The organism is Phytohabitans sp. LZ39, assembly GCF_059359075.1.
The window spans coordinates 451,926-476,187 of record NZ_JCADBM010000001.1 but is presented as its reverse complement, the minus strand read 5'-3'; the positions used below and the strand labels follow the sequence as shown (position 1 = coordinate 476,187).

Genomic DNA, 24,262 nt, shown 5'->3' with positions numbered 1-24,262 from the left:
TAACCACGCCGTAACGCCGCGAGTTAACGCCGGCGTTATCCGCCGCCGAGTGACCATGGTGGGGTGCGGATCCTGGTGGTCGAAGACGAGAAGGTGTTGGCCGACGCGGTCGCCGAGTGGCTGCGGCGGGAGGCGTTCGCGGTCGACGTCGTCTACGACGGCGAAGCCGCCCTGGAGCGGTTCGGCGTCAACGAGTACGACGTGGTCGTACTCGATCGGGACCTGCCCGTGGTGCACGGAGACGAGGTGTGCCGCGCGATCGTCGAGTCCGGCGCGGCGGCCCGGGTGCTCATGCTGACCGCCGCCGCCGGCATCCGCGACCGGGTCGCCGGCCTGGGCATCGGCGCCGACGACTACCTGACCAAGCCGTTCGCGTTCGCCGAGCTGTCGGCACGCGTGCACGCGCTCGGCCGGCGGGCCCGCCCGGCCGTGCCACCGGTGCTGGAACGCGCCGGCATCCGGCTCGACCCGGCCCGGCGCGAGGTCTTCCGGGACGGGCGCTTCGTGCCGCTGGCCAACAAGGAGTTCGCGGTGCTGAGCGAGCTGATGCGGGCCGGCGGCGCGGTCGTCTCCGCCGAGCAGCTGCTGGAGAAGGCCTGGGACGAGCACATCGACCCGTTCACCAACGTCGTGCGGGTCACGGTGATGAAGCTGCGCCGCAAGCTGGGCGAACCGCAGGTGGTGGAGACCGTACCGGGAGTGGGGTACCGAGTGCCATGAACCGATGGACGATCCGGGTACGGCTGACGGTGCTCTACGGCGGGCTCTTCTTCCTCGCCGGCGCGGTGCTGCTCGGCGTGACGTACCTGCTGATGGCGCAGCGCCTCGACCGCAACCTCACCGACCCCGGCGACCTCGCGCTGCGCAACGAGCAGGTGTTCGAGAGGTTCGGCAACCCTGAGGTGATCAAGCAGGCGATCCTCAACGCACAGGCCGAGCGGGAGCAGCTCCGCGCGGACGCGCTCAACTCGCTGCTCACCCAGGGCGGCATAGCCCTGCTGGGCGTGGGTGTCGTCGCCGGCGCGTTCGGCTGGCTGGTGGCCGGGCGGGCGCTCCAGCCGCTGCACCGGATCACCGACACGGCCCGCCGCATCGCCGGCGCCGACGGCGCCCGTGCGGCACTGCACGAGCGGATCGCGCTCGCCGGGCCGCGCGACGAGGTCAAGGAGCTTGCCGAGACCTTCAACGTGATGCTCGAGCGGCTGGACCGCTCCTTCGACGGACAGCGGCGCTTCGTGGCCAACGCGTCGCACGAGCTGCGCACGCCGCTCGCGCTCAACCGGGCGCTCGTGGAGCTGGCGGTCACCCGACCCGGCGCGGCGGCCGAGACCAAGCAGCTCGGCGAGTCGCTGCTGACCGTCAACGAGCGCCACGAGCGGCTGATCGACGGCCTGCTCACGCTCGCCGACGCGGAAAACGAGGTGGCCGAGCACTCGCCCGTCGACCTGTGCGAGGTGGCGGACTTCGTGCTCGACCAGGCCAAGGCACCCGAGCTGGAGGTGGTGCGCCAGCTCGCCCCGGCGCCCACGCGCGGCGACCCGATCCTGCTGGAGCGGCTGGTGCAAAACCTCGTCGAGAACGCCGTGCGCCACAACGCCCCGGGCGGCTGGCTGGCAATCACCACCCAGGCGGCGAACGGGTGGGCCGTGCTCACCGTCACCAATACCGGCCCGGTCGTGCCAGCGTACGAGGTCGAGACCCTCTTCCAGCCGTTCCGGCGGCTCCACCGCGAGCGGGTGGACGGCGGCCGTGGCTTCGGCCTGGGCCTGTCGATCGTCCGCGCGGTGGCGATGGCCCACGGCGGCACGGTACGCGCCGAGCCGCGGGAGGGCGGCGGCCTGGAAATCACCGTCGCCCTCCCCCAGCACGCCTGATCACGGCGCGGCCAGCGCCTCGGTGAGTGAGAGGCAGGCCGCACGCGCCGCATCACGGCGCGGCCAGCGCCTCGGTGGGTGAGAGGCGGGCGGCGCGCACCGCCGGGTACAGGCCGGCGATCGCGCCGATGAACAGCGTCGCCAGCACCCCACCGGCGGTGGCCAGCGGCGGCACCACGGTGGGCCAGCCCTGTGTCGCCGCATAGATCGCGGTGACTGCGACGCCGAGCGTCACGCCGCCGAGGCCGCCGAGCGCGGACAGCAGCAGCGACTCGGCCAGGAACTGGAGGCGGACCTGCCCCCGCGTCGCGCCGAGCGACCGCCGCAGCCCGATCTCGGCCCGCCGCTCCAGCACGGAGATCACCATCGTGTTGGCCACGCCCACGCCGCCGACCAGCAGCGCCACCGCGCCGAGGCCGAGCAGCAGCGCGTTGAGCGTGGCGTCGGTGGCCCGCTGGGCCTCCAGCGCGTCGGACGGGCGGGATACCTTGACCTCGTTGGGCTGCTCGGGATTGGCCGTCGCGGCGAGCACCGCCCGCACGTCCTCGACCGCCGACTCCCGCGACCGCGTGTAGATCATCGTCGGATGGCCGTCGAAGGCCAGGTGCTCCTCCGCGGCCGGCCAACCGACCATCGCCGACTGGTCCAGCTCGGGCGCGAGCTGCCCGGGCCGCAGGATGCCGACCACGCTGAACCACGTGCCGCCCAACCACACCCGTACGCCGGCCGCGCGGATGTCCAGCCGGCGGGCGGCCACCGCGCCGAGCACCACGCCCGGGTATTCGGAGGTCGCCGAGGTCAGCCAGGTGCCGGTCGCCACCTCGGCGGCGACCGTGTCGAGCAGGTCGAGCCGCGCGGCCACCACCGCGATGCTGCCGGTCTGGCCGCGCGGGATGTGGTCGTTGCGGTACACGGCCACGTCCGGTACCCGCCCCACCGCGCTCACCGACTCCACCGGCCCGATCCGGTCGACCATGGCCAGCGACTCCTTGGGCAGGCGGGAGGCGTCACCGAAGAGCGTCTCGCCCGGGCCGACCGTCAGCAGGTTGGTGCCGAGCCGATCGAGCGTGCGGTCCAGCTCGGCCCGGGACGACGCCGAGACGCCGACCACGGAGATCATCGCGGCGATGCCGATCGCGATGCCCAGCGCGGAGAGGAACACCCGCAGCGGCCGGGCGCGCAGCCCCGCCGCGCCGACGCGGACCACGTCGGCCGGGCTCAGCCTCGCCGGCCTCACGGCACGACCTTCCCGTCGCGCATGTGCACCTGGCGGGGCAGCGCGCCCGCGATGTCCCGGTCGTGGGTGATCACCACGACCGTCGTACCCGTGTCGTGGAGATCGCGGAGCACCGACATCACCGCGGCGCCCGAGGCCGAGTCGAGGTTGCCGGTCGGCTCGTCGGCAAGCAGCAGCGCCGGCTCCCCCACCACCGCACGGGCGATCGCGACCCGCTGCTTCTCACCGCCGGAGAGCTGGTGCGGGCGGTGGTCGAGCCGGTGCGCGAGACCCACCCGCTCCAGCGCCGTCCGGGCGTGCCGCCGCCGCTTGCGCAGCGGCACGCCGGCATAGAGCAGGCCGTCGGCCACGTTGTCCACCGCGGGCACGCCGGCCGCGAGGTGGAACTGCTGGAAGACGAACCCGATCCGGTACGTGCGCAGCGCGGACACCTGCCGGTCGGACAACCCGGCCAGGTCGTGCCCGTCGATGTGTACCCGCCCGGAAGTGGGCCGGTCGAGCGTGCCGATCACGTGCAGCATGGTCGACTTGCCCGAGCCGGACGGCCCGACGATCGCCACCATCTCGCCGGTCGCGATGCCGAGAGAGACGCTGTCGAGCGCGGTCACGCCACCCGGATAGACCTTGGAAACCCCGTCCAGCTCGATCATTTCGGTAGACCCACTGTCATGCCCTCGGCCAGCCCGCCGCCGCTGACCTCGACCCGGCCGTCGGCGAAGAGTCCCGTGTCCACGGCGACGTACCGGCTGGCGCCGTTCTCGACGACCTCCAGGCCGTACCCGCCCTCGGCGAGCGCGAGCAGCGCGGCGACCGGGACGGTCAGCACGTCCTCGCGCTCGTCGGCCACGTACGCGACGTCGACCGGCGTCTGCTCCAGCGAGCCGAGCGCTCGCTGGTCGGCGACCGTCACCGTCACCTGGATCTGGGCGTCATCCGTACCGGTGGAGTTGGGCCCCTGGTCCTCGCTGTCGTCGCCGGTAGCCACCGTGCCGACCGAGGCGACCTTGCCGGCGACCTCCTTGCCGTCCGGGAGGGTGACGGTGACCGGGGCGTTCTTGACCGCCCACCCCGCCTCACCCGCGTCCACCGGCACGGTGATGATGCGGGTGGTGCCGGTGAACGTGTACATCTCGCCGCCCGCCGGCGAACCGACCCGCGCGGTCAGTTCGGCCACCCGTACCGCCCCCGAGGCGACCACGACAAGCGACGCGTCGACCGTGCCGGTCTCGGTGACGCCGAGGTCGTCCTGCCAGCGCTTGACCGCGCTGGCCGTCGAGCTCGTGTACTCGTCGTCGACCGTGAACCCGGTGTAGCCCAGCTCGCGCAGGTTGCGCTCGAACTGCGTGACGTCCGCGCCCTCCACGCCCGCCGCGAGCGGGCGGTAGATCGGCAGCGCGCCGTAGAGCAGCACCACCGGCCGCTCGTCCGCGCGCAGCAGCGCCTGGCCGCGCGAGATGGTCGCGCCGACCCCGGGGAGCCAGGTCACCGTTCCTTGCGCTTGTGATGCGAGAGGCACCGGGTCACCGTGGCTCAGCTCGCCCTCGACCGTGGTCGCCTTCACGAGCGTCTGTCTGGTCACCTGGGTGGTGGTGGCCGGCTGGGCGCTCGGCTCCTCCGTGCCGTCGGCTCGGCCGCCCCCGAATCCGGCGGCCGCGACGCCCGCCGCCGCGACCGCCACCAACGCCACGCCGGAGAAGATCACCCCGCGCTTCACTTACCGCCGCCCTTCCTGCCACCGGTCGGCAGTTTGTCCCGGCACTTCTCGTCGGCTGCCTCGATGTCCTTCTTGGTGATGCCGCTGTCCAGCTCGTTCTTGAAACTCCCGCTTTCCGGGTCGGGATCGGGGAAGGCGGGGACGCCGTTCTCGCGCATGCACTTGGCGTACTCGCGCAGCTTCTCGAGGTCCGCCGCCGACGGCTTCTCCGGCTCGCCCCCGTTCGGGAGGTACTTGCGGCACTTCTCCATCGCCCGCTGCATCTTCTGCTTCTCGGCCTGGACCCGGACGCCCCGTCCCGGCCCCTCCGCGTCATCGATGTCGATGCCTTCGTCGCGCATGCACTGCGTGAACTGGCGCTTGCGCTCCTCGTCATCCGCGGCCGGCGCGCTCGGATCGGGGCTGGCCGACGCCGTGGCGACGTTGCCGACGGTCGCCACGCCCGGCCCCTCCTCCCCACCCCCGCTACACGCGGTGATGGCGGCGAGCAGCAGCAGGGGTACGGCGGTGAGCATCCTTCTCATCTCGGCACACTCCTCTCTGTCGTTCCGGATCCCACCGCGTCGGGCGTAAGACGGTCATCAGCGCGAATGCTTATGGCGTCCTTATCCGGGCGTTGGGCACCATTGGCGCGTGCGGGTACTCGTCGCGGAAGACGAGGAGCTCCTGGCCGACGCGATCGCCGAAGGGCTCCGGCGCGAAACACTGGCCGTCGACGTGGTGTACGACGGCGACGCCGCCCTGGAAAGGCTTGGCGTCAACGACTACGACGTGGTGGTGCTCGACCGCGACCTGCCGCTCGTACACGGCGACGAGGTGTGCCGGGCCGTGGTCGCGGCCGGCGGCGAGACGCGGGTGCTGATGCTCACCGCGGCCGCCGAGGTGCCCGACCGGGTGGCCGGCCTGGCGCTCGGCGCCGACGACTACCTACCCAAGCCGTTCGCCTTCGTCGAGCTGGTGGCCCGGGTGCGGGCCCTGGGGCGGCGGGCTCGCCCGGCGATACCACCACGGCTGGAGCGCGCCGGCATCGCGCTCGACCCGGCCCGCCGCGAGGTCTTCCGCGACGGTCGCTTCGTGCCGCTGTCCCGCAAGGAGTTCGCGGTGCTGGAGGAGCTGCTGCGGGCCGAGGGAACCGTGGTCAGCACCGAGCAGCTCCTGGAGCGGGCCTGGGACGAAAACATCGACCCGTTCACGAACGTCGTGCGGGTAACGGTCATGACGCTGCGTCGCAAGCTCGGCTCGCCGCCGGTGGTCGCGACCGTTCCAGGAGTGGGGTACCAGATTCCATGAACATCCGCGGGAGTTGGACGGTCCGGATGCGCCTGACCGCCCTCTACGGTGGCCTCTTCCTGCTCGCCGGCACGGCCCTGCTCGCCGTGACCTATCTGCTGCTGGCCGCCGCGCTGGAAAAGCAGGAGCCCAAGCCCGGCGTGGTGTACACCGAGTTCACCGGGTTCCAAAAGCCGATCGACGACAAGGCCGCCGCGGCGATCAAGAAGTCGCTGCCGCCCGCCGACCAGGCGGCCATCGAACGCAAGGAAGCGCTCGCCAAGCAGATCCAGCTCGACCTGCGCGAACAGACACTCGGTTCGCTGCTGCGCCGCGGCTCGCTCGCGCTGGGCGGGTTCGCGGTCCTCGGCGTGTGGCTCGGCTGGCTGGCCGCCGGGCGTACCCTCCGGCCGATCACACGGATCACCGAGACCGCCCGCCGGGTGGCCGACCGCAACCTCCACGAACGGATCGCGCTCGGCGGCCCGCGAGACGAGCTGCGCGAGCTGGCCGACACGTTCGACGACATGCTCGAACGGCTGGACAGGTCGTTCGACGGGCAGCGGCGCTTCGTGGCGAACGCCTCGCACGAACTGCGCACCCCGCTGGCGATCAACCGCACGCTGCTCGAGGTGGCGATGGGCCAGCCGGACGCGCCGCCGCGGCTGCACCAGCTCGGCACGACGCTCCTGGAGGTGAACGCCCGCCACGAGCGGCTGATCGACGGCCTGCTGACGATGGCCCGCTCGGAGCAGGCGGTGGTCGACCCGGTGCCGGTCGACCTGGCCGACGTGGCCGGCAACGTGCTGGACCAGACCCGCGCGCCCGGCGTCGAGGTACGGCACGAGCTGCTGCCGGCGCCGACCTCCGGCGACCCGGTGCTGCTGGAACGCCTGACCCAGAATCTCGTCGACAACGCCGTGCGCTACAACGCGACCGGCGGCTGGGTGCAGGTGTCGTGTACCCAGGAGGGCACGCGCACGCGCCTGAGCGTGACCAATACCGGCCCGGTCGTGCGCGCGTACGAGGTCCCGGGGCTCTTCGAGCCGTTCCGGCGGCTGACCGACCGGGTGGGGTCGGCCCGCGGCACGGGGCTGGGCCTGTCGATCGTGCGTTCGGTGGCGCGGGCTCACGGCGGTGAGGTGCACGCCAGCCCGCGGGACGGCGGCGGCCTGGTGGTGCAGGTCACTCTTCCGGCAAATTAGATTTACGACCGGTCGGTCTTATTCATATGCTGGCCGGGTGATGGTCGACGGCCGGGTGGCCCGGGGCGAGCGGACGCGCACGGCGGTGCTGGACACCGCGGTCGCGCTCGTCACCCAAGACGGCCTCGACGGGCTCTCCCTCGGCCAGCTCGCCGAGGCGCTCGGCGTCAGCAAGTCTGGCCTCTTCGCCCACTGGCGCTCCAAGCAGGACCTCCAGCTCGCCACCGTCGAGCGGGCCCGCGAGCAGTGGGAGGAGCAGGTGATCGGGCCGGCCCGGTCGGTGCCGCGGGGCGTGGGCCGGCTGTGGACGCTGCACGTGGCGCGGCTCGACTTCTACGCGTCCAGCACGCTGCCCGGCGGCTGCTTCTTCGCCACCGTCAAGTTCGAGTACAACGCCCGCTCCGGCCCCGTCTACGAGCGGATCGCCCAGACCCACGCCGAGTGGATGCAGTACATGGAGAAGCTCGCCCGCCAGGCCATCGAGCTCGGCGAGCTGCGGGCGGACACCGACGTGGCCATGCTGGCATACGAGATAGAGGCGGCCGGCGTCGCCGCCGTCATGCAGTTTCGCCTGCTCTCGCCGCAAGTCGTCTACCCGCTGGCCCGCCGGGCCGTGCTGGAGCGGCTGCGCGGGCTGTGCACCGACCCGACCCTGCTGCCGGAGGAATGATGACGCACGCCGCACTCGCGGATCGCACCGTGGACTACGGCCACGTCGAGCCGATCGCGATCTACTTCGACGACCTCGACGCGATGGGCATCGTGCACAACGCGCGATACGCGGTGCTCCTGGAGCGGGCGATCACCCCGTACTGGACCGCGCGGGGCCACTACTACGACCACAACGGACCGTCCATGCCGGACCTCTTCCACGCGGTGCGCGAGTTCGCGATCACGTACCACCGGCCGATCCGGGGTGGGGGCGAGGTGCTCGTCCACTTCTGGCTCGACAAGCTCGGCGAGACGAGCGCGCTGTACGGCTTCCGTTTCCTCTCCCGCGACGGCCGCACCTGCTACGCCGAGGGCAAGCGGGCGATCGTGCGGCTCGACCAGGCGACGCTGCGCCCGACCGCGTGGACCGAGTCGGCCCGCGAGGTGGCCACGTCGCTACTCAAGCCGGAAGAAGCCGCGTAGCAGCTCCGCGCACTCCGCTGCGAGCACGCCCGGGTACACCTCGGGGCGGTGGTTGAGGCGGCGGTCGCGCACGACGTCCCAGAGCGACCCGACGGCGCCGGTCTTGGGCTCCCACGCGCCGAAGACCAACGTGGACACCCGGGCCAGCACGAGCGCGCCGGCGCACATCGTGCACGGTTCGAGCGTGACGACGAGCGAGCACCCGTCGAGCCGCCACGAGCCCGCGGCCGCGGCGGCCCGGCGCAGCGCCACCACCTCGGCGTGCGCGGTCGGGTCGCCGGTCAGCTCCCGCTCGTTGCGGCCGGCGCCCAGTTCGGCGCCGTCCGGCCCGTACACGACCGCACCGACCGGAATGTCCGCACCGGACGCACCGGCGACGGCCAACGCCCGCCGCATCCACTCCTCGTGGCGGGCGAGCCGATCACTGCTCACGCAGGTCTTCGACCTCGTCGGCGCAGCCGAGGACCTGGCAGATCTCCGCGGTGACGTCGGCCGGCAGCAGGCCCTCGTGCGCGCAGAGACTGAGCAGCTGGTGTGCGGAGACGCCCAGGTCGGCGAGGAGCTCAGGGTCGCCGACCGGGTCGACGTCGGGCTCGGCGGCCGGCGGCGCCGCCTCGTCGTCGGTGTCCGCCGGCGGGTTGGTCACCTCGTCGATCTCCAGCGCCGGCGCCTTCACGTCGCCGAGCAGCAGCGCGCCGAGCCGGGACTCCTCGGCGAACACCGAGTCGGAACCGAAGACGCGCAGATCCTCGCCCTGGTCGAGGCGGAGGATGGCCAGGTATGAGTCGTCGGACTCGACGAACAGCAACGCCACGTCGGCGTCCGCGTCGGCGTCACGTAGCCGGTCGACGACCTCGTCGATGTCGGCCGCACCGGTCAGATCGAGCTCGGACGCGGCCCAACCGGACGAGCCGCGCGCGACGGCAGCAGCGAAGTACGACACGGTCCCCCCAAGTGAGCGAGCTTGCGAGCGAACCATCAAGCTCAGTGTTAACCAACCGCGTGGGCCGGCGGCATCCCACGGCCGTTGTTTCCGCTACGCGTGACGGTAGCCGCTCCGATCGGCGACTGGCCGCACAACGCCCCGATGAATTGCCTCGAGGGCTCCGCTCAGCTCGCCAGGCGCCGGCGCGTGGCGATCAGCTCCCGCAGCCGATCTCCGCGCAGTCGCCGAGGGCGCTCGCGATCCCGCACCGACTTCGCGCTGGCGAGCTCCGCGAGGAGCTGGAGCCGGCGGCGGCTTCGGTCGGGGTCGAGCCGCTCCACTGTCCAGGCCATGCCGCGAGGATGCCGAGCGGTGGCGCCCTTCGTCAAGCCCGGGTGCGCCACGCAACGACGAGTTAACAGAACGCCTACCCAACGCCTACCAAAGTGGCCAGTCGCCGGTCATCCCCCACCGCACGGCGACCGCGATGGCGGCCGCGGACCAGGCCACTCCGACGCTGATCGCGACGCCCGCGGCCACGCCCCGGTCACCCTGCCGGCTGAGGATCAAGGCCACCGACCAGGCCACGGCGCCCGCGAGCACCGACCACCAGACGTAGCTGCGCAGATCGCTGCCGAGCAGCCCGAGGAAGAGCATCCAGGCGGCGCCCGCGCCCAGCCCGGCGCTCAGCGCACCACCCCGCACGCGGTGCGGCTCGCGGTAGGTGGGGCGCGGCGGCCGGGACGGAAACAACCCCGACGGGGTACGCGGAAAGTGGTCCGCCATAGAGGCAGCCTACCCGCCGGGTCGGCGGGACCCAGGCTCGTCTGCCAGTATGGCCGGGTGCTTTCGGGACGACGGATACGAGCGTCGATGATCGTGGTGCTGGCCGGCGCCTTGGCGGCCGGCTGCGCGCAGGATGCGCCCGAGGCCGGCGAGCCGGTCGCCTGGGAGCAGCCACCGGCCACCACGGCCGCGGCCGACCCGACGACCGCCGCGCCGGAGCCGACGCCCACGCCGAGCGCGACGCCCACACCATCGCCAAAGCCGACCCCGTCCAAGAGCAGCCCCGCCAAGGCCACCGCCGGCAAGTGGAAGTACGTGTTTCCGGTGCAGGCCAGCAACGTGTCCTATCACCCGACCCACTCCGGCTACCCGGCGACCGACATCTTCGCCGACTGCGGCGAGCCGGTCGTGGCGGTCACCGACGGCAAGGTGCTCGAGGTGAGCCGCGTCGACAAGTACTCGAAGACCGGCGTGCAGGGCCCCTACAACGGCGGCCTGTCCGTGTCGCTGCTCGGCGACGACGGCGTGCGCTACTACGGCTCACACCTGACCGTGGTGCAGTCCGGCATCGAGGCGGGTGTCCGGGTCCGCGCCGGTCAGCGGCTCGGCACGGTCGGCAAGACCGGTAACGCCAACAACGTCTGCCACCTGCACTTCGGCGTCTCACCGGTGTGCAAGCGCACGGGCGACTGGTGGATCCGCCGAGGCGTGGTCTGGCCGGCCCCGTTCCTCAACGACTGGCGCAAGAAGAAGAGCACCTCGCCGGTGAGCAAGGTCGCGTCGTACAAGGCGAGCAACGGCTGCCCCAGCGAGCCCTAGGCACTACCAGACCGCGCCCCGGCGGAGATCTCAGTAACCACCCCACAGCGGGGTGTGCTTAAGTCTCCCGCGTGGACATCGCGGTGATCGGGCTGGGACTCATCGGGGGATCGACGCTGCGGGCGCTCGCCCGAGCCGGGCACCGGGTGCTCGGCTACGACGCCGACCCGGCCACCCGGGCCACCGCGCGTACCGCCGCGGCCAAGGCACCGGCCAGCGCGCGGTGGCAGGTCGCGCCGACCGTGCGCGACGCGGTCGCCAGCGCCGAGCTTGTGGTGATCGCGGTGCCGCTGCCCGCCTTCGACACCGTGCTCGACGAGTTGGGCAAGGCCGGCTACTCGGGACTCGTCACCGACGTCACATCGGTCAAGGGGCCGGTCCGCGACCTGGTCGGGCGCCGGCTACACCGGCTGGCCGGGTTCGTCGGCGGGCACCCGATGGCCGGGCGGGAGACCTCCGGCTTCACCTCCGCCGACCCCGACCTCTTCACCGGCTGCGCGTGGGTGCTCTGCCTGGAGCCGCGCGAGACCTCGCTGCCCGACTGGCTCGAGCTGGCCACGCTGCTCACCGGGCTTGGTGCCCGCGTGGTGCCGGCGACGGCCGACGAACACGACCGGGCGGTGGCGATCGTCAGCCATGTGCCGCACCTGCTGGCCGCCGCGCTCGCGGCCAGCGCGACCGACCCGCTCGCCGCGGCGCTGGCCGCCGGGTCGTTTCGCGACGGCACCCGGGTCGCGGCCGCGCGGCCGGAGCTCGTCGCCGCGATGTGCGGTGGCAACGCCGACGCGGTGGGGCCGGCCCTCGACGCGGTGCTCGAAGCCCTGACCCAGGCCCGCGCCGCCCTCGGTGGCGCCGACCCGATCGGCGAGCTGACGGCCTGGCTCAAGCCCGGTGCGGCCGCCCGCGCCGCCTGGCCGCCCAAGCCGGGCACCACGCTCGACCTCCCGGCCCGCTCCGACGCCCTGATCCGGCTCGGCCGCGCCGGCGGCTGGATCACCGCGGTCGCGCAAGACCGCCGCTCGGTGACCGCCGTCCGCCCCACTCCCCCCGACGACTAGGAGATTGTTTCGGGATCAAGGTGATGCCGTCTGGTGTGCCTCAAGCTTGAGTGTGCCCGGGTCCGTGTCAGCTGCGGACCGCCGCTCCCGCCGGAGACCGCGCGGGTCGGCGGCGAGCTGGCGCTCGCCGAGATCCCCGACCCACGCTGCCTGGTCCGCGCCGCAAGCCCACCGGGTGGAGCTTTGTCGGGCGGATGCCCGCGGCCCGCTCCCGGCCGGCGGCTCGCGGAGCCAGCCGAAACCCCCGACGGACATCGCGGTAGCTCAGATCTGCTAGTCGGAGACCCGCTTCAGCACGTCGACGAGGACGTCGCGGCTGTTTTTGGTGATCAGCTCGCTGCTCCACGCCTCCTGCACCGAGATCGTCTGTCCACTGTGCAGTGTGATGTCGGCGCGCAGCGGGACGCTCTTGGTGACGGCGAACGAGGTGACCTCCTCGTACGGCAGGAAGCGGTGGCGCTTGGCGATCTCGTCCGCCGGCGCCGACCCGACCAGCTCCTCCAGCCGGGCCTTCCCCTTGTCGGACTTGCCCGGGTCGCCGACGAACACCAGCCCCTTGTCCAGCACCAGCAGGTCGTGCTCAACGCCGTCGACCTTCACGTTGGCGATCGCGGCGATCACGCCCGCGCCGGTCGCGCTGGCCCGTTGCTCGACCACCACCGCGCTGCCGGGGTCGATGCCGAGGTGGGCAAGCCAGGCGCGGGCCTCACCCACGGTCTGCGGCGACACGGCCCGCGCGGCGATCTCCGCGGTCGGCAGTGGCTGGCCGTCGCGGCCGACGAGGCGGGCCGGCCCGGTCCACGAGTGCTGCCAATAGGCCACATTGGACCGGACCGCGGCGAGCGCGATCAGCATGGCCATCGTGTCGGTGAACCGCTTTGGCACCTCGCGCCGGGTGGCGTCCGGGAAGAGGCTCTCCGCCGCGGCACCGAGCCGGTTGGCGGCGACGATGTCGAGCAGCGCGGACAGGCCGAGCTGGTGGGCGCCGACCGCGCGGCCGATCGCCCGGAAGACCGCGTCCGCCTCGCGCTGCATCGTCGTGGTGGCGGTGGCCGCGGTGAAGTACGCCCACGGCAGCACCTGCCGGTCGCCGACGTTGAGCATCCTGGTCTGCATCGCCCGCCCCGCGCCACGCAGGTCGGGCAGCAGCACGCCGGCCCGGCGGCCGTCCGCCGGACGCGCGACCTCGGGTGTGGCGGCGATCGCGCCGATCCGCTCGCCGATCGGCGGGTGCGTGTCCCACACCGATCCCTCGCTCGGCGGCTCCTGCCCGCGCAGCTCTTCGAGCTCGTCCTTGCGCGCGGCGATCAGCTCGGCGAACCCGCCGAAGAGGTCGTCCGGCGCGTACCCCGATTCCCAGCCCGGCTCGACGTACCGCCGGAAGTAGAAGCCCCAAACCGCGTCGACGACCGGGATCTCGCGCAGCGCGCTGGCCGCGGCGGCCCGGCCGGCGGCGCGGACCGCCGCCTGGTCGGCCTCCAGCTCCTGCCGGCGGGAGGAGGCGTTGTCGACCAGCAGGTACAGCCGGGCGTATCCCTTGAAAACCCAGCCCGCCACGTTGTACTGCCCGATCCGGCTGATCGTGCCGCCGATCGCGAGCCGTCCCCGGTACGCGATCGCGCCGAGCCGGGTGTGCGAGTGCGAGTAGTGGCCGAGCTCGTGCGCGAGCACCGCCCGGAGCTGGTCGACGGTGAACGCGAGGAGCAAGGGCAGTCCGATGTAGAGGGTGCGCCGCCCGCCGATCAGGCCGAGCAGGTGTGCCTCCTCGTACACGGCGGCGTTGACGTCCGGCACGAGCCGGATCTCGTTGGGCACCCGGGTGCCGACGACGTGTGCGAGCTCGTGCACGGTGCGCCACAGCTCGGGCGCCTGATCCGGGCCGACGCTAAGCCCTTCCGGCGGCTTCGGCTTCGCGCGCGCCGCCTTCCACAGCCCGATGGCCACGGATCCGATCGCGGCGATCAGCACCGGCCCGATGAGCTTGACGGCGAGACCGCCGGGCATCAGGGTGCTCAGCCAGACGCCGAACGCGATGGCGGCGACGACCTGTATGAGCGCGACGAGATAGAAGCCGGCGAGCATGAGCACTGACGCACCGGCGCGTACTGCGGCGACCATGCGCTTTCCTCCCCGTGGAAACGTGCGGACAGTACCGAGTTGATCTTTTCTCGGCAACCCCGTCCAGCCCGGTAGAGTCCCCAGGGTCGTCGATACGGGGAGGAAACGATCATGGGGCTGTTCTCCAGGAAACGGCCGGATCAGAGCCAGCAGGCGAGCGACGCGTCGCGGCCGACCATCGACAAAGCCCAGCGCGACCCGGCCGCGCGGCAGCTGATCACCGCGATGGAGCGGCGCGACTGGGCGTCCGCGCGCGGCTTCCTCCAGTCCGTGCGCGACCCCGACGACCACGCCTTCTACATCTCCGTCTGCGCCGACGTCGACGGCGTGCAGGACTGGATCGGCGAGTGGGTGGCGGCCGAGCCGCAGTCCACGCTCCCGCTGCTCGTGCAGGGCGCGCACGGTGTCTTCTGGGCCTGGGAGGCGCGCGGTTCGGCCCGCGCCGAGGCCACCCAGCGGGAGCAGTTCGACCTGTTCTTCAAGCGACTGCGGTTCGCCGAAAACTGCCTCGACGAGGTGGCCGACCGCGACCAGTACGACACCACCGCCCGCGCGTTCTTGCTCACCTCCGGTGTCGGCCGGCAGGTGGACCTCGAGGAGCAGCAGCGCCGCTTCCAGGACGTGGTCAAGCGCCACCCGACGCACAAGTGGGCACACGGCGCGATGCAGCAGTACCTGTGCCGCAAGTGGTTCGGCAGCCACGAGCAGATGTTCGCCTTCGCGCGGCAGACCTCCGGGTACGCCCCGCCCGGCTCGCAGCTGCACGGCGGCCTTGTCGAGGCGCACATCGAGATGTGGCTCGACCTGCCCAGCGGCGAAGACGTCGAGTACATGAAGCGCCCCGAGGTGGGCGCCGAGATCCGGGCCGCCGCGCAGCGGTCGATCTGGCACCCGTCGTACCAGCCGCGCCCGGGCTGGCCGAAGCTGCACAACTCGTTCGCCTTCGCGTTCTGGCAGTGCGGCGACATGCAGGCGGCGATCGACCAGTTCAAGCTGATCGGCTACACGTACATCACCGACCACCCGTGGCACTACATGGGCGGCGGCGACCCGGTCGACTACTACCTGAACGCGTACGGCGGGGGACGGTAGGTTCGGGGCGTGACCACCCGAGACCCCGTCGCCGACCTGCGGCGCATCGCCTTTCTGCTGGAGCGCGCCAACGAGGCGACCTACCGGGTGCGCGCGTTTCGCTCGGCCGCCAAGGCCCTCGCCGCGCTCCCCGCCGAGGAGCTGGCGAGCCGCGCCGCGGAAGGCACGCTCACCAAGCTCTCCGGCGTGGGCGACGTGACCGCGCGCTGCGTGAGCGAGTCGCTCGCCGGCGAGGAGCCGGTGTACCTCCGGCGCCTGCTGGCCACCGAGGGCGTCGACCTCGACGACGCGGCGTCACAGCTGCGCCAGTCGCTCAAGGGCGACTGCCATACCCACTCCGAGTGGTCCGACGGCGGCTCGCCGATCGAGGAGATGGCGCTCGCGGCGGTCGAGCTCGGCCACGAGTACATGGTGCTGACCGACCACTCGCCAAGCCTGACCGTCGCGCGCGGCCTGACCGCCGACCGGCTGCGCAAGCAGCTCGACTACGTGGCGGCGGTCAACGAGGCGCTGCCCGCCGGCTTTCGCATCCTCACCGGCATCGAGGTCGACATCCTGGCCGACGGCTCGCTCGACCAGGACGAGGAGCTGCTGGCCCGGCTCGATGTCGTGGTCGGCTCGGTGCACAGTGGCCTGCGTGACGAGAGCGCCAAGATGACCAGGCGGATGCTGACCGCGATCGCCAACCCCCACCTGGACATCCTCGGTCACTGCACGGGGCGCATGGTCACCAAGCGGCCGAAGGGCGCCGAGGGCGAGGGTGACCGGGGCCACCGCCGGGCGAGCAAGTCCGGCCGGCCGGAGAGCCAGTTTGACGCCGACGCGGTCTTCGCCGCCTGCGCCGAGCACGGCAAGGCGGTCGAGATCAACTCACGGCCGGAGCGGCAAGACCCGCCAAAGCGCCTGATCCGCAAGGCCCTGGAGGCCGGCTGCTCGTTCGTCATCGACACCGACGCGCACGCGCCGGGTCAGCTCGACTGGCAGCGCTTTGGCTGCGAGCGGGCGGCGCTCTGCGGCGTGCTCCCCGAGCACGTCGTCAATAGCTGGCCTGCTGAGCGGCTTGTCGAATGGGCTCGCTCGCACGGCTGACCGGCGGCTTGCGGCGGCGCACCAGGCCCTGCGACACCGCCACGCCGGCGAGGACGACGACCGCGCCCACCGGCTGATACCACGACAGCCGCTCGTCGAGCGCGAGCACGCCGATGACCGTGGCCGCGATTGGGATCACGTAGGTGACGGTCGACGCGGTGCTGGCCCCGGCGAGCCGGATGTTGCGCATGTTGATCACGAACGCGAGGCCGGTGCCGAGCGCGCCTAGCGCGAGCACGCTGCCGATCACGTCGAACGAGAGGCTCGCCGGTGCCGGCGGCGCGCCGACCAGCAGCGGCGTCACGATGGCCAGCAGCACCGTCGCGGCGACAAGCTGGGCCGCCGACAGCGCCACGCCCGACTCGGACCGCCCGGCGACGAACCGCTTCATGTACGGAATGACGAAGCCGTAGCAGGCCGCCGCCCCGAAGCACATGAGCTGCCCGGTGAGGTGGGAGCCGCCGACGCCCTCCCACACGCCGAGGATCGTCAGCACTCCCGCGAAGCCGAGCCCGACGCCCACCGCTCCCCGGCTCGTCAGCCGCTCGGTGCGGAACGCGAACACCGCCATCGGCAGCGCGATGAGCGGGGTCGTCGCATTCCAGATGCCGGCGAGCACCGAGGAGACCCGCTCCTCGCCGTAGCCGAAGAGGGTGAACGGCAGCGCCACACCGATCGCGCCGGCGACGGTCAGGTGGGCCCAGAGCTTAGGGTCGCGGGGCAGCTGGACACGCGTGACCGCGAGCACGACGAGCAGCGTCAGCGCGCCCGTGCCGACCCGGAAGAGCGTGAGGTAGAGCGGGTGTAGCTCGCGCACACCGATTTTGATGAACAGGAAGCTGGCACCCCAGATCACCGCCAGGGCCAGGTAACCCGGCAGGAAGGCCCGAAGACTGAGCCTGTCAGGAGCGGTAGCGGTGGACACTCCTGACACTCTGCCGCAGGGGTACGACGAAAGTCCCGCGCTTTTCGGACCTGGTGATGGCTGTCACTCGGAGCGTTTCGGGGTGACAGGCAATGGCAAGGCGCACGACAGGGGCGTCGCGTAGGGTCGCACCGTGGGACGAATCGATGACCTCGCGGACCGCTACGTCGACGAGTGGGCCGCGCTCAACCCGACCGGCGCCACCTATGCCGGCATCAAGGGCTACGACGACAAGCTGGACGACCTTTCGCCGAGCGGATTCGCGGCCCAGGCCGACCTGACCCGCCGCACGCTGGCCGCGATCGACGCGACCGAGCCGGTCACCGAGCCCGAGCGCGTCGCGAAGGAGGCGATGGCCGAGCGGCTCGGCCTGGAGCTGGAGCGGTACGACGCGGGAGAGGCCGCCAGCGAGCTCAACGTGATCGCGAGCGCGCTGCACGGCCTGCGCATGGTCTTCGATCTGATGCCGAGCGAGGGCGAAGAGGCGGTCGCCAACATCGCTGCCCGCCTGAGCCAGTTCCCGGCCGCCCTGGAGCAGTACAAGGTGACGCTGCGGGAGGCGGCCGAGGCCGGCCACGTGAGCCCGCGCGCCCAGATGATCGAGGTCGCCAAGCAGTGCGACAGCTGGACCGACCCGGACGCCGACAACTTCTTCCACGGGTTCGTCGACGGGCTCGACGCCGGCGACACTCTCACCGCCGAGCTCAAGCGGGGCGCCTCCGCGGCCACCGCCGCGACCGCCGCGTTCGGCGAGTTCCTGCGCAAGACCATGGCGCCGCTCGGGCGGGAAAAGCAGGCCGCCGGGCGCGAGCGCTACCAGCTCGCCTCCCGTTACTTCCTGGGCGCGCGCGTCGACCTCGACGAGACGTACGCGTGGGGGTTCGAGGAGCTGGCCCGCCTGGAGTCGGACATGCGCGCGGTCTCCGCCCGCATCGCCGGCTCGGGCGCCTCGATCGACGACGCCGTCGCCGCGCTCGACGCCGACCCGGCCCGCCGGATCGAGGGCAAGGAGGCGTTCCGCGACTGGATGCAGGCCCTCGCCGACAAGGCGCTCGTCGACCTGCACGGCACCCACTTCGACATCCCCGAGCCGGTCCGCCGCATCGAGTGCTGCCTGGCGCCGACCAGCGACGGCGGCATCTACTACACCGCGCCGAGCGAAGACTTCGCCCGTCCCGGCCGCATGTGGTGGGCGGTGCCGCAGGGCATCACCGCGTTCTCCACCTGGCGCGAGGTCACGACCGTCTACCACGAGGGCGTGCCGGGCCACCACCTCCAGATCGCTCAGACGCTGGTCCGGGCCGAGCTGCTCAACCGCTGGCAGCGCCTGCTCAGCTGGTGTTCCGGGCATGGCGAGGGCTGGGCGCTCTACTCCGAGCGGCTGATGGACGACCTCGGCTACCTCGAGGACCCGGGTGACAAGCTCGGCATGCTCGACGGCCAGGCGTTCCGGGCCGCCCGCGTCATCGTCGACATCGGCATGCACCTGGAGCTGGAGATCCCGCGCGACAACCCGTTCGGCTTCCACCCGGGTGAGCGGTGGACGCCGGAGCTGGGCTGGGAGTTCCTGCGCGCCCACTGCCGGGTGCCGGACGAAAACCTCCGCTTCGAGCTCAACCGCTACCTCGGCTGGCCCGGCCAGGCCCCGGCGTACAAGGTGGGCGAGCGCATCTGGCTACAGGCCCGAGACGACGCCAAGGCGCGCAAGGGTGCCGACTTCGACCTCAAGGAGTTTCACCGCGAAGCGCTCAACCTCGGCTCGCTCGGCCTCGACCCCTTCAAGGCCGCGATGTCCCGCCTCTAGGGACCCTTTCGGAGTCCGGCTTCGGCGCCCGTCGCTTCGAGAAGGTCAAATCCAAAATCGACATTCGAGCTGCCGCGACGTCCGCTCACGCAACGTCACCTCCCGCGCTCGCGGCAAGGTGCGCGCATCCTCGCCCGCGCCGGCCGGCGGCCTACGTGACGAAGCACGCGAGATCTAAGGCGTGTTGACGAGGTCCTTGGCGGTGAGCGTCTTGCAGTCGACGTAGGCGAGCTGGATCTCGACATCGGTGAAGACGATCGGGAGCACCGGCACCGGGACGCCCGGGATCAGCGGCGGCGGCGCGGTCGGCGTGTAGACCTGGGGCAGGCCGAGCAGCTTGCCGGCGAAGCGCGGCGTGAAAAACCGCACGGTGCCCTCGACGGTCAGCGGTTTCGCCTTGATCGACATGCGGCGATTGTTGGGGACGGTCGGCTTCAGCTCGAAGTCGTCCGTCACCGCCTTCGTCATGTTGAACCAGAGCACCTTCATCGTGCCGCCGCCACGCAGCGGGAGGTCGGTCACGCCGTGGTACTCCAGGTTGTAGTTGGTCAGCTTGGAGCCGGTCATGATCGACGGGACGCGGTTGATCGCCTCGATGTCCGCCGGCGGTTCGACCACCCGGGTGAGGATCGGCTTCTCGTCGTCGCCAGGCTCTTCGGCACCAGGTGCGCCGCTTGGCGGGCAGGTGGGTGTGGGCGTGGGGTCGGCCGGCTTGCCGGGCGCCTGCGTGCCGCTCGGGGTGGGAGTCGGGGAGGCCTCGGCGGCCGGCGCCTTCTCGTTTCCACCACCGATCCCGATCAGGTCGCCGATACCTTCGATGATGTCGCCGATGATGTTGCCGCCGCCTTCCTCGGTGCCGCCTTCCGGCGCCGGGGTGGGCGTGGGCGTGGCGGACGGGGTCGGTGTGGGCGTGGCGGGCGGCGCCTCGGGCTTGCAGGGCGCCGCGTGCGCCGGCGTGCCGCCGCGCAGGATCACCGCCCCGGTCAACGCCAGGCTCATCAGCACGACGGCGATCGTGTAGAGCTGAGACCGGCCCGGACCGGGCCGCTGCGTTGGGATCTCGCCGGTCGTGTCTACATCGGACCCTTGCCAGTGGTCGCGCCGCTGCGGCGTCTCGGGCCCGTCCAGCAGGTTGTCCACTGTGGCCTCGTTGGCCGGCTCCGGCTCCTCCGCGGCATCCGGCTCGCTCCCGGCCGGCGCCGGCTCGGGTGGCGCGACCGGCGTCCAGGCGAAGCCCAGCGCGCTGCCCACCATGCCGAGCAGCAGACCGATGAAGAAGCCGCCGAGGTTGACCCCGATGAGGGAGAAGACGGCGGTCATCGCGGCGACGATCGCGTAGAAGAGGCGCTGGCCCGGCGACACCCACATCAGCACGCCGCAGGCGACCAGGATCGTGGGGATCAGCCAGGACAGGAATCCGGTCGGACCCATCTGAAACGTCAGGCCACCCAGGCTCCCCTGCGTGGTCGCGAAGATCTCCAGGCCGGCGAGGATCGTGAACAGGCCGCCCCAGAAGGGTCGGGTCCGCCGCCACACGCGAAAACCCCGCCAGCCGCGGGCAAGGGGGCTGCTCTTCGCGTGCTGCGGCGTCGGGGAAGTCACCAGCTCCTCCAAAGGAGAGATTCGACGGCCGGGCCGGGACAGGGCCCGCGAAGGCGATCGCTCCGCGGGCCCGTGCCGACTACTGCCAGTAGAAGCATTCCTTCGCATCGGCGCCCACGTTGACCTTCAACCTCAGGCCCTTCAGCGTGAACGTGCCGGCGGTGGTCGACCACGCCTCCTGCTGGAGGTCGGTGATGACGACCTTCTGGGCACGCTGTCCGAAGGCACCCGACTGGCCGCCGACGTCGGAGGCGTCCACACCGATGTCGATGTTGGTGAACGTCGCGTCGCCACGCAGCTCTGTCACGTCGAGCAGAAGGTCGGTGGCGGTAGCCGGGTCGCCGTCGCCGCCCGCGTTGATGGTCAGCACGACCGGGAGGTTGGGCACCTTCACCGACTGGCACAGGTCGTACAGCTTCGCGCTCTTGATCCCGGAGATGGCGACCGGGTGCTGGGTGCCGTCCTTCTCCTTGGCGACACCGCCGTACTGCGTGAAGCCGTCACCTTCCAGCTTGCTGGCGGAGACCTTGAAGGTCTGGCCCGAGACGCTGAACGACGCGGCGATCGCGCCGTTGGCCATGCCGAAGATGATGGCGCCGGCGAGAGCTGCCGCCGGGACCATCAGCGCGGCGAAGCGCCGCCATCTGGTGCGCCCCTGCACCAGATTGCCTTGCGGATCCTTCACAAGGTCCTCCTCGATGGGTGCCACCAGCGCGACGGAAGCGCCGGCGGCGGATGGGAGCGTGGGGGAACGCGTATCAGGGCCGCTCCTGCCATTACCAGCCGGTAGCAAGCGCGGTGCCGATGTTCTCGCGAAGCGACCCGGGTCACAAGACCCTTGCTACTGGTTGGTAACACTTTCGTGGAAGACTGATTCGGGACCTGTCACCTGCTGTTATGCCCTAATGACCAGATCAGGGGTGACAAATCCACCTTAAGCGACCATCGGGTACGACAGCGCTCACCCGCCGTAGTGGATTTGTCGAGTAGTTACGATTCCGTAACGACAGCGACCCCGCCCCGCGGCCGGAACCGCGGAGCGGGGTCTGCGAAAGGGATTCGTCAGGCGGCGACGAGAGCCGGAGCCCGCTCCTCCGCCGGCCGCAGGGCCAGTTCGAGTACGTCGGCGACGTCACCGAACGTGTGGATCGTGAGCGCCTCGCGCACCGCCTCCGGCACGTCGTCCAGGTCGGGCTCGTTGCGCGCCGGGATGATCACCTCGGTCAGCCCGGCCCGGTGGGCGGCGAGCAGCTTCTGCTTCACCCCGCCGATCGGGAGCACCCGCCCAGCCAGCGTGACCTCACCGGTCATGCCGACCTCCGGACGCACCGGGCGTCCCGAAGCGAGCGACGCCAGCGCCGTCACCATCGTGATGCCCGCGCTCGGGCCGTCCTTCGGCACCGCGCCGGCCGGGAAGTGCACGTGGATCCGGCGCTTGGCCAGCGAAGCCGCGTCGATGCCCAGCTCCGCGCCGTGCGAGCGCAGGTAGGACAGCGCGATCTGCGCCGACTCCTTCATCACGTCACCGAGCTGGCCGGTCAGGGTCAGCCCCGGCTCGCCCTCCATGGCGGTGGCCTCGATGAAGAGCACCTCGCCGCCCGCACCGGTCACCGCGAGACCGGTGGCCACGCCAGGCACCGCCGTGCGCTCCGCCGTCTCCGGGGTGAACCGCGGCCGGCCCAGGTAGGTGGCCAGGTTGCCGGCGTCGACCCGGATGGGCTCGCCGCCGTCCGCCAGCGCGACCGCGACCTTGCGCAGCACCTTCGCGAGCGCGCGCTCCAGCTGCCGCACCCCCGCCTCGCGTGTGTGCTCGGCGGCGATCTCGCGCAGCGCCTCGTCGGCGATCGTGACCTCGTCGGCCGTCAGGCCGGCCCGCTCCAGCTGCCGCGGCAGCAGGTGGTCGCGCGCGATGGCGACCTTTTCCTCCTCTGTGTAACCGTCGAGCGTGACGAGCTCCATGCGGTCCAGCAGCGGGCCGGGGATGGTCTCGATCACATTGGCCGTGGCGAGGAAGAGCACGTCGGACAGGTCCAGGTCGACCTCGAGGTAGTGGTCGCGGAACGTGTGGTTCTGCGCCGGGTCGAGCACCTCGAGCAGGGCCGCGGCCGGGTCGCCGGCGAAGCCGACGCTCAGCTTGTCGACCTCGTCGAGCAGCACGACCGGGTTCATCGAGCCGGCCTCGCGCAGCGCGCGGACGATGCGGCCGGGTAGCGCGCCGACGTAGGTACGCCGGTGGCCACGGATCTCCGCCTCGTCCCGGATTCCGCCGAGCGAGACCCGGACGAACTTGCGGCCCAGGGCCCGCGCGACCGACTCACCGAGGCTTGTCTTACCGACGCCGGGCGGGCCGGCGAGGGCCAGCACGGCGCCAGAGCCACGGCCGCCCACCACGTGCAGGCCGCGGGAGGCACGGCGGTTGCGCACCGCCAGGTACTCCAGGATGCGGTCCTTCACGTCGGCGAGGCCGGCGTGGTCCGCGTCGAGCACCTCGCGTGCCGCGCCGAGGTCGGTCTTGTCCTCGGTACGGGTGTTCCACGGCATCTCGAGGACGGTGTCCAGCCAGGTGCGGATCCAGCCCGCCTCCGGCGACTGGTCGCTTGCCCGTTCGAGCTTGCTGACCTCGGCGAGCGCGGCCTTGTGCACGTTTTCCGGGAGGTTGGCCGCCTCGACCCGGGAGCGGTAGTCGGCGGAGCCGTCCGGCTCCTCCTCGCCGAGCTCCTTGCGGATGGCGGCGAGCTGCTGGCGCAACAGGAACTCCCGCTGCGACTTCTCCAGCCCTTCGCGGACGTCCTCGTTGATCCGCTCGGTGACCTCCTGCTCGGCGATCGTCTCGCGGACCCAGCCGACCAGCAGCTCCAGCCGGGCGGTCACGTCGGTGGCCGCCAGCAGCTCGACCTTCTGCTCGTTGGAGAGCCAGGGGGCGTAGCCGGCCGAGTCGGCCAGCTCGGAGAGGTCGGTCATCCGCTCTACCGCGTCGATGACCTGCCACGCACCGCGGCGTTGCAGCAGGGCGGAAACCAGCGCCTTGTACTCGCGGGCCAGCTCCTTCGCCTTAGCGGAGGGCGGCGCCTCGGTCAGCTCGGCCGCCTCCACCCAGAGGGCCGCACCCGGACCCGGCACGCCGGAGCCGATACGCGCCCGCGCGAGACCACGGATCACCGCCGCGGGCTCGCCGGTAGGGAGCCGTCCAACTTTCTCTATCGTCGCGATCGTGCCCACCGAGCCGTACTCGCCGTCGAGCCGCGGCACGGCCAGCAGCTTCTTGCCGGCCGACGTACGGGCGGCGTCGATCGCGGCCTGTGTCGTCGTGTCGAGGGTGACCGGGATGACCATGCCGGGCAGCAGCACCGCGTCGGTCAATGGCAGAACCGGAAGTGTCGTCATGAGGTTCGCCCCGTCCTTGAGTTGAGCTTGTACGGCTCAAGTTACGAACGGTGCGCTCTGTTCCATCCAGTACCTCATTTGTGATCGCTGCCACAGCCGGCTCCGCAATGGCCAGCCTGCGGCGGGCGCCGAAGAGGGCGACCCAGCCGAAGCCGAGGCCGACGGCGATCGTGGCGACCATCGTGGTGGTGGTGCCGCCGAGCACGCCGCCCACCGCCTGCCCGAGC

24 protein-coding genes are annotated in these 24,262 nt (G+C 71.7%); 11 read left to right on the top strand and 13 right to left on the bottom strand.

All coding sequences use genetic code 11. From position 1 onward, the window contains the following. The first annotated feature begins 63 nt into the window (after window positions 1-63). Both AC5L36_RS02235 and AC5L36_RS02230 read left to right on the top strand, forming a co-directional pair. On the top strand, window positions 64-720 hold the full coding sequence (locus tag AC5L36_RS02235; protein WP_441215872.1) for a response regulator transcription factor: 657 nt from the start codon (window positions 64-66) through the stop codon (window positions 718-720). Then, a complete protein-coding gene (locus AC5L36_RS02230) occupies window positions 717-1,874 on the top strand; it encodes a sensor histidine kinase (RefSeq protein ID WP_441215873.1) in 1,158 nt (385 codons plus the stop codon). Before AC5L36_RS02235 ends, AC5L36_RS02230 begins: the two co-directional genes overlap by 4 nt. A gap of 52 nt (window positions 1,875-1,926) precedes the next feature. Here the strand turns inward: AC5L36_RS02230 and AC5L36_RS02225 are convergent, their stop codons facing one another. From AC5L36_RS02225 to AC5L36_RS02210, 4 genes are read right to left on the bottom strand one after another with little or no spacing between them, the layout of a single operon-like run. Then, on the bottom strand, window positions 1,927-3,111 hold the full coding sequence (locus AC5L36_RS02225) for an ABC transporter permease (protein WP_441215874.1): 1,185 nt from the start codon (window positions 3,109-3,111) through the stop codon (window positions 1,927-1,929). Next, window positions 3,108-3,761 (bottom strand): ABC transporter ATP-binding protein, encoded by a 654-nt coding sequence (locus AC5L36_RS02220; protein WP_441215875.1) that lies wholly within the window; start codon window positions 3,759-3,761, stop codon window positions 3,108-3,110. The genes AC5L36_RS02225 and AC5L36_RS02220 overlap by 4 nt, the downstream gene beginning before the upstream one ends. Next, window positions 3,758-4,825, bottom strand: coding sequence for a peptidoglycan-binding protein (locus AC5L36_RS02215; protein WP_441215876.1), 1,068 nt, complete (start codon window positions 4,823-4,825; stop codon window positions 3,758-3,760). The genes AC5L36_RS02220 and AC5L36_RS02215 overlap by 4 nt, the downstream gene beginning before the upstream one ends. Then, window positions 4,822-5,349 carry a hypothetical protein gene (locus AC5L36_RS02210; RefSeq protein WP_441215877.1) on the bottom strand — a complete coding sequence of 176 codons (528 nt, stop codon included), beginning with the start codon at window positions 5,347-5,349 and terminating at the stop codon, window positions 4,822-4,824. Before AC5L36_RS02210 ends, AC5L36_RS02215 begins: the two co-directional genes overlap by 4 nt. Window positions 5,350-5,458: 109 nt before the next feature. Here AC5L36_RS02210 and AC5L36_RS02205 point away from each other — a divergent pair, with 109 nt between their 5' ends. From AC5L36_RS02205 to AC5L36_RS02190, 4 genes are read left to right on the top strand one after another with little or no spacing between them, the layout of a single operon-like run. Next, a complete protein-coding gene (locus tag AC5L36_RS02205; protein WP_441215878.1) occupies window positions 5,459-6,115 on the top strand; it encodes a response regulator transcription factor in 657 nt (218 codons plus the stop codon). Next, window positions 6,112-7,299 (top strand): sensor histidine kinase, encoded by a 1,188-nt coding sequence (locus AC5L36_RS02200; RefSeq protein WP_441215879.1) that lies wholly within the window; start codon window positions 6,112-6,114, stop codon window positions 7,297-7,299. The genes AC5L36_RS02205 and AC5L36_RS02200 overlap by 4 nt, the downstream gene beginning before the upstream one ends. 40 nt (window positions 7,300-7,339) lie before the next feature. Then, window positions 7,340-7,969 carry a TetR/AcrR family transcriptional regulator gene (locus AC5L36_RS02195; RefSeq protein ID WP_441216305.1) on the top strand — a complete coding sequence of 210 codons (630 nt, stop codon included), beginning with the start codon at window positions 7,340-7,342 and terminating at the stop codon, window positions 7,967-7,969. Then, window positions 7,969-8,433, top strand: coding sequence for an acyl-CoA thioesterase (locus tag AC5L36_RS02190; RefSeq protein WP_441215880.1), 465 nt, complete (start codon window positions 7,969-7,971; stop codon window positions 8,431-8,433). Before AC5L36_RS02195 ends, AC5L36_RS02190 begins: the two co-directional genes overlap by 1 nt. Here AC5L36_RS02190 and AC5L36_RS02185 read toward each other — a convergent pair. The 4 genes from AC5L36_RS02185 to AC5L36_RS02170 form a co-directional block, all read right to left on the bottom strand. Continuing rightward, entirely contained in the window at window positions 8,407-8,865 is a 459-nt protein-coding gene (locus AC5L36_RS02185) for a nucleoside deaminase (RefSeq protein ID WP_441215881.1), read from the bottom strand. The genes AC5L36_RS02190 and AC5L36_RS02185 overlap by 27 nt on opposite strands. Next, window positions 8,855-9,376, bottom strand: a complete 522-nt coding sequence (locus AC5L36_RS02180; RefSeq protein WP_441215882.1) for a tRNA adenosine deaminase-associated protein — start codon at window positions 9,374-9,376, stop codon at window positions 8,855-8,857. Before AC5L36_RS02180 ends, AC5L36_RS02185 begins: the two co-directional genes overlap by 11 nt. A gap of 167 nt (window positions 9,377-9,543) precedes the next feature. Continuing rightward, window positions 9,544-9,711 carry a hypothetical protein gene (locus AC5L36_RS02175; RefSeq protein WP_441215883.1) on the bottom strand — a complete coding sequence of 56 codons (168 nt, stop codon included), beginning with the start codon at window positions 9,709-9,711 and terminating at the stop codon, window positions 9,544-9,546. 85 nt (window positions 9,712-9,796) lie between these two features. Then, the gene (locus AC5L36_RS02170; RefSeq protein ID WP_441215884.1) at window positions 9,797-10,144 is read right to left on the bottom strand and encodes a hypothetical protein; all 348 of its coding nucleotides are present in this window, start codon (window positions 10,142-10,144) and stop codon (window positions 9,797-9,799) included. 87 nt (window positions 10,145-10,231) lie between these two features. Between AC5L36_RS02170 and AC5L36_RS02165 the strand changes: the two genes are divergently transcribed. Beyond that, a complete protein-coding gene (locus AC5L36_RS02165; protein WP_441215885.1) occupies window positions 10,232-10,963 on the top strand; it encodes a M23 family metallopeptidase in 732 nt (243 codons plus the stop codon). Between the two features lie 71 nt (window positions 10,964-11,034). Beyond that, a complete protein-coding gene (locus tag AC5L36_RS02160; protein ID WP_441215886.1) occupies window positions 11,035-12,021 on the top strand; it encodes a prephenate dehydrogenase/arogenate dehydrogenase family protein in 987 nt (328 codons plus the stop codon). A gap of 273 nt (window positions 12,022-12,294) precedes the next feature. On the opposite strand, the gene AC5L36_RS02155 is transcribed toward AC5L36_RS02160, so the two are convergent. Further along, window positions 12,295-14,139 (bottom strand): M48 family metallopeptidase, encoded by a 1,845-nt coding sequence (locus tag AC5L36_RS02155; protein ID WP_441215887.1) that lies wholly within the window; start codon window positions 14,137-14,139, stop codon window positions 12,295-12,297. 111 nt (window positions 14,140-14,250) lie between these two features. Between AC5L36_RS02155 and AC5L36_RS02150 the strand changes: the two genes are divergently transcribed. Both AC5L36_RS02150 and AC5L36_RS02145 read left to right on the top strand, forming a co-directional pair. After that, the gene (locus tag AC5L36_RS02150) at window positions 14,251-15,231 is read left to right on the top strand and encodes a DUF4034 domain-containing protein (protein ID WP_441215888.1); all 981 of its coding nucleotides are present in this window, start codon (window positions 14,251-14,253) and stop codon (window positions 15,229-15,231) included. Window positions 15,232-15,240: 9 nt separating this feature from the next. Beyond that, a complete protein-coding gene (locus tag AC5L36_RS02145; RefSeq protein ID WP_441215889.1) occupies window positions 15,241-16,320 on the top strand; it encodes a PHP domain-containing protein in 1,080 nt (359 codons plus the stop codon). Here AC5L36_RS02145 and AC5L36_RS02140 read toward each other — a convergent pair. Then, on the bottom strand, window positions 16,268-17,245 hold the full coding sequence (locus AC5L36_RS02140; RefSeq protein ID WP_441215890.1) for a DMT family transporter: 978 nt from the start codon (window positions 17,243-17,245) through the stop codon (window positions 16,268-16,270). The two genes, AC5L36_RS02145 and AC5L36_RS02140, sit on opposite strands and share 53 nt — an antisense overlap. A gap of 133 nt (window positions 17,246-17,378) precedes the next feature. Between AC5L36_RS02140 and AC5L36_RS02135 the strand changes: the two genes are divergently transcribed. Further along, a complete protein-coding gene (locus tag AC5L36_RS02135) occupies window positions 17,379-19,049 on the top strand; it encodes a DUF885 domain-containing protein (RefSeq protein WP_441215891.1) in 1,671 nt (556 codons plus the stop codon). Between the two features lie 174 nt (window positions 19,050-19,223). Here AC5L36_RS02135 and AC5L36_RS02130 read toward each other — a convergent pair whose 3' ends face one another. The 3 genes from AC5L36_RS02130 to lon all read right to left on the bottom strand — a co-directional run bounded on the left by AC5L36_RS02130 (window position 19,224) and on the right by lon (window position 24,035). Continuing rightward, window positions 19,224-20,759, bottom strand: a complete 1,536-nt coding sequence (locus tag AC5L36_RS02130; protein ID WP_441215892.1) for a DUF6114 domain-containing protein — start codon at window positions 20,757-20,759, stop codon at window positions 19,224-19,226. Continuing rightward, window positions 20,731-21,273 (bottom strand): DUF6230 family protein, encoded by a 543-nt coding sequence (locus AC5L36_RS02125; protein ID WP_441216306.1) that lies wholly within the window; start codon window positions 21,271-21,273, stop codon window positions 20,731-20,733. The genes AC5L36_RS02130 and AC5L36_RS02125 overlap by 29 nt, the downstream gene beginning before the upstream one ends. Window positions 21,274-21,713: 440 nt before the next feature. Next, the gene (gene lon, locus AC5L36_RS02120) at window positions 21,714-24,035 is read right to left on the bottom strand and encodes an endopeptidase La (RefSeq protein ID WP_441215893.1); all 2,322 of its coding nucleotides are present in this window, start codon (window positions 24,033-24,035) and stop codon (window positions 21,714-21,716) included. Window positions 24,036-24,262: the final 227 nt, after the last annotated feature.

Excerpts from the sequence above, each read along its gene's own strand:
- AC5L36_RS02190 (WP_441215880.1), top strand. The coding sequence starts at position 7,969 with ATGACGCACGCCGCACTCGCGGATCGCACCGTGGACTACGGCCACGTC.
- lon (WP_441215893.1), bottom strand. The coding sequence starts at position 24,035 with ATGACGACACTTCCGGTTCTGCCATTGACCGACGCGGTGCTGCTGCCC.
- AC5L36_RS02125 (WP_441216306.1), bottom strand. The coding sequence starts at position 21,273 with ATGGTCCCGGCGGCAGCTCTCGCCGGCGCCATCATCTTCGGCATGGCC.
- AC5L36_RS02130 (WP_441215892.1), bottom strand. The coding sequence starts at position 20,759 with ATGCGAAGGAATGCTTCTACTGGCAGTAGTCGGCACGGGCCCGCGGAG.
- AC5L36_RS02170 (WP_441215884.1), bottom strand. The coding sequence starts at position 10,144 with ATGGCGGACCACTTTCCGCGTACCCCGTCGGGGTTGTTTCCGTCCCGG.
- AC5L36_RS02230 (WP_441215873.1), top strand. The coding sequence starts at position 717 with ATGAACCGATGGACGATCCGGGTACGGCTGACGGTGCTCTACGGCGGG.
- AC5L36_RS02220 (WP_441215875.1), bottom strand. The coding sequence starts at position 3,761 with ATGATCGAGCTGGACGGGGTTTCCAAGGTCTATCCGGGTGGCGTGACC.
- AC5L36_RS02175 (WP_441215883.1), bottom strand. The coding sequence starts at position 9,711 with ATGGCCTGGACAGTGGAGCGGCTCGACCCCGACCGAAGCCGCCGCCGG.
- AC5L36_RS02150 (WP_441215888.1), top strand. The coding sequence starts at position 14,251 with ATGGGGCTGTTCTCCAGGAAACGGCCGGATCAGAGCCAGCAGGCGAGC.
- AC5L36_RS02200 (WP_441215879.1), top strand. The coding sequence starts at position 6,112 with ATGAACATCCGCGGGAGTTGGACGGTCCGGATGCGCCTGACCGCCCTC.
- AC5L36_RS02210 (WP_441215877.1), bottom strand. The coding sequence starts at position 5,349 with ATGAGAAGGATGCTCACCGCCGTACCCCTGCTGCTGCTCGCCGCCATC.
- AC5L36_RS02165 (WP_441215885.1), top strand. The coding sequence starts at position 10,232 with ATGATCGTGGTGCTGGCCGGCGCCTTGGCGGCCGGCTGCGCGCAGGAT.
- AC5L36_RS02195 (WP_441216305.1), top strand. The coding sequence starts at position 7,340 with ATGGTCGACGGCCGGGTGGCCCGGGGCGAGCGGACGCGCACGGCGGTG.
- AC5L36_RS02155 (WP_441215887.1), bottom strand. The coding sequence starts at position 14,139 with ATGGTCGCCGCAGTACGCGCCGGTGCGTCAGTGCTCATGCTCGCCGGC.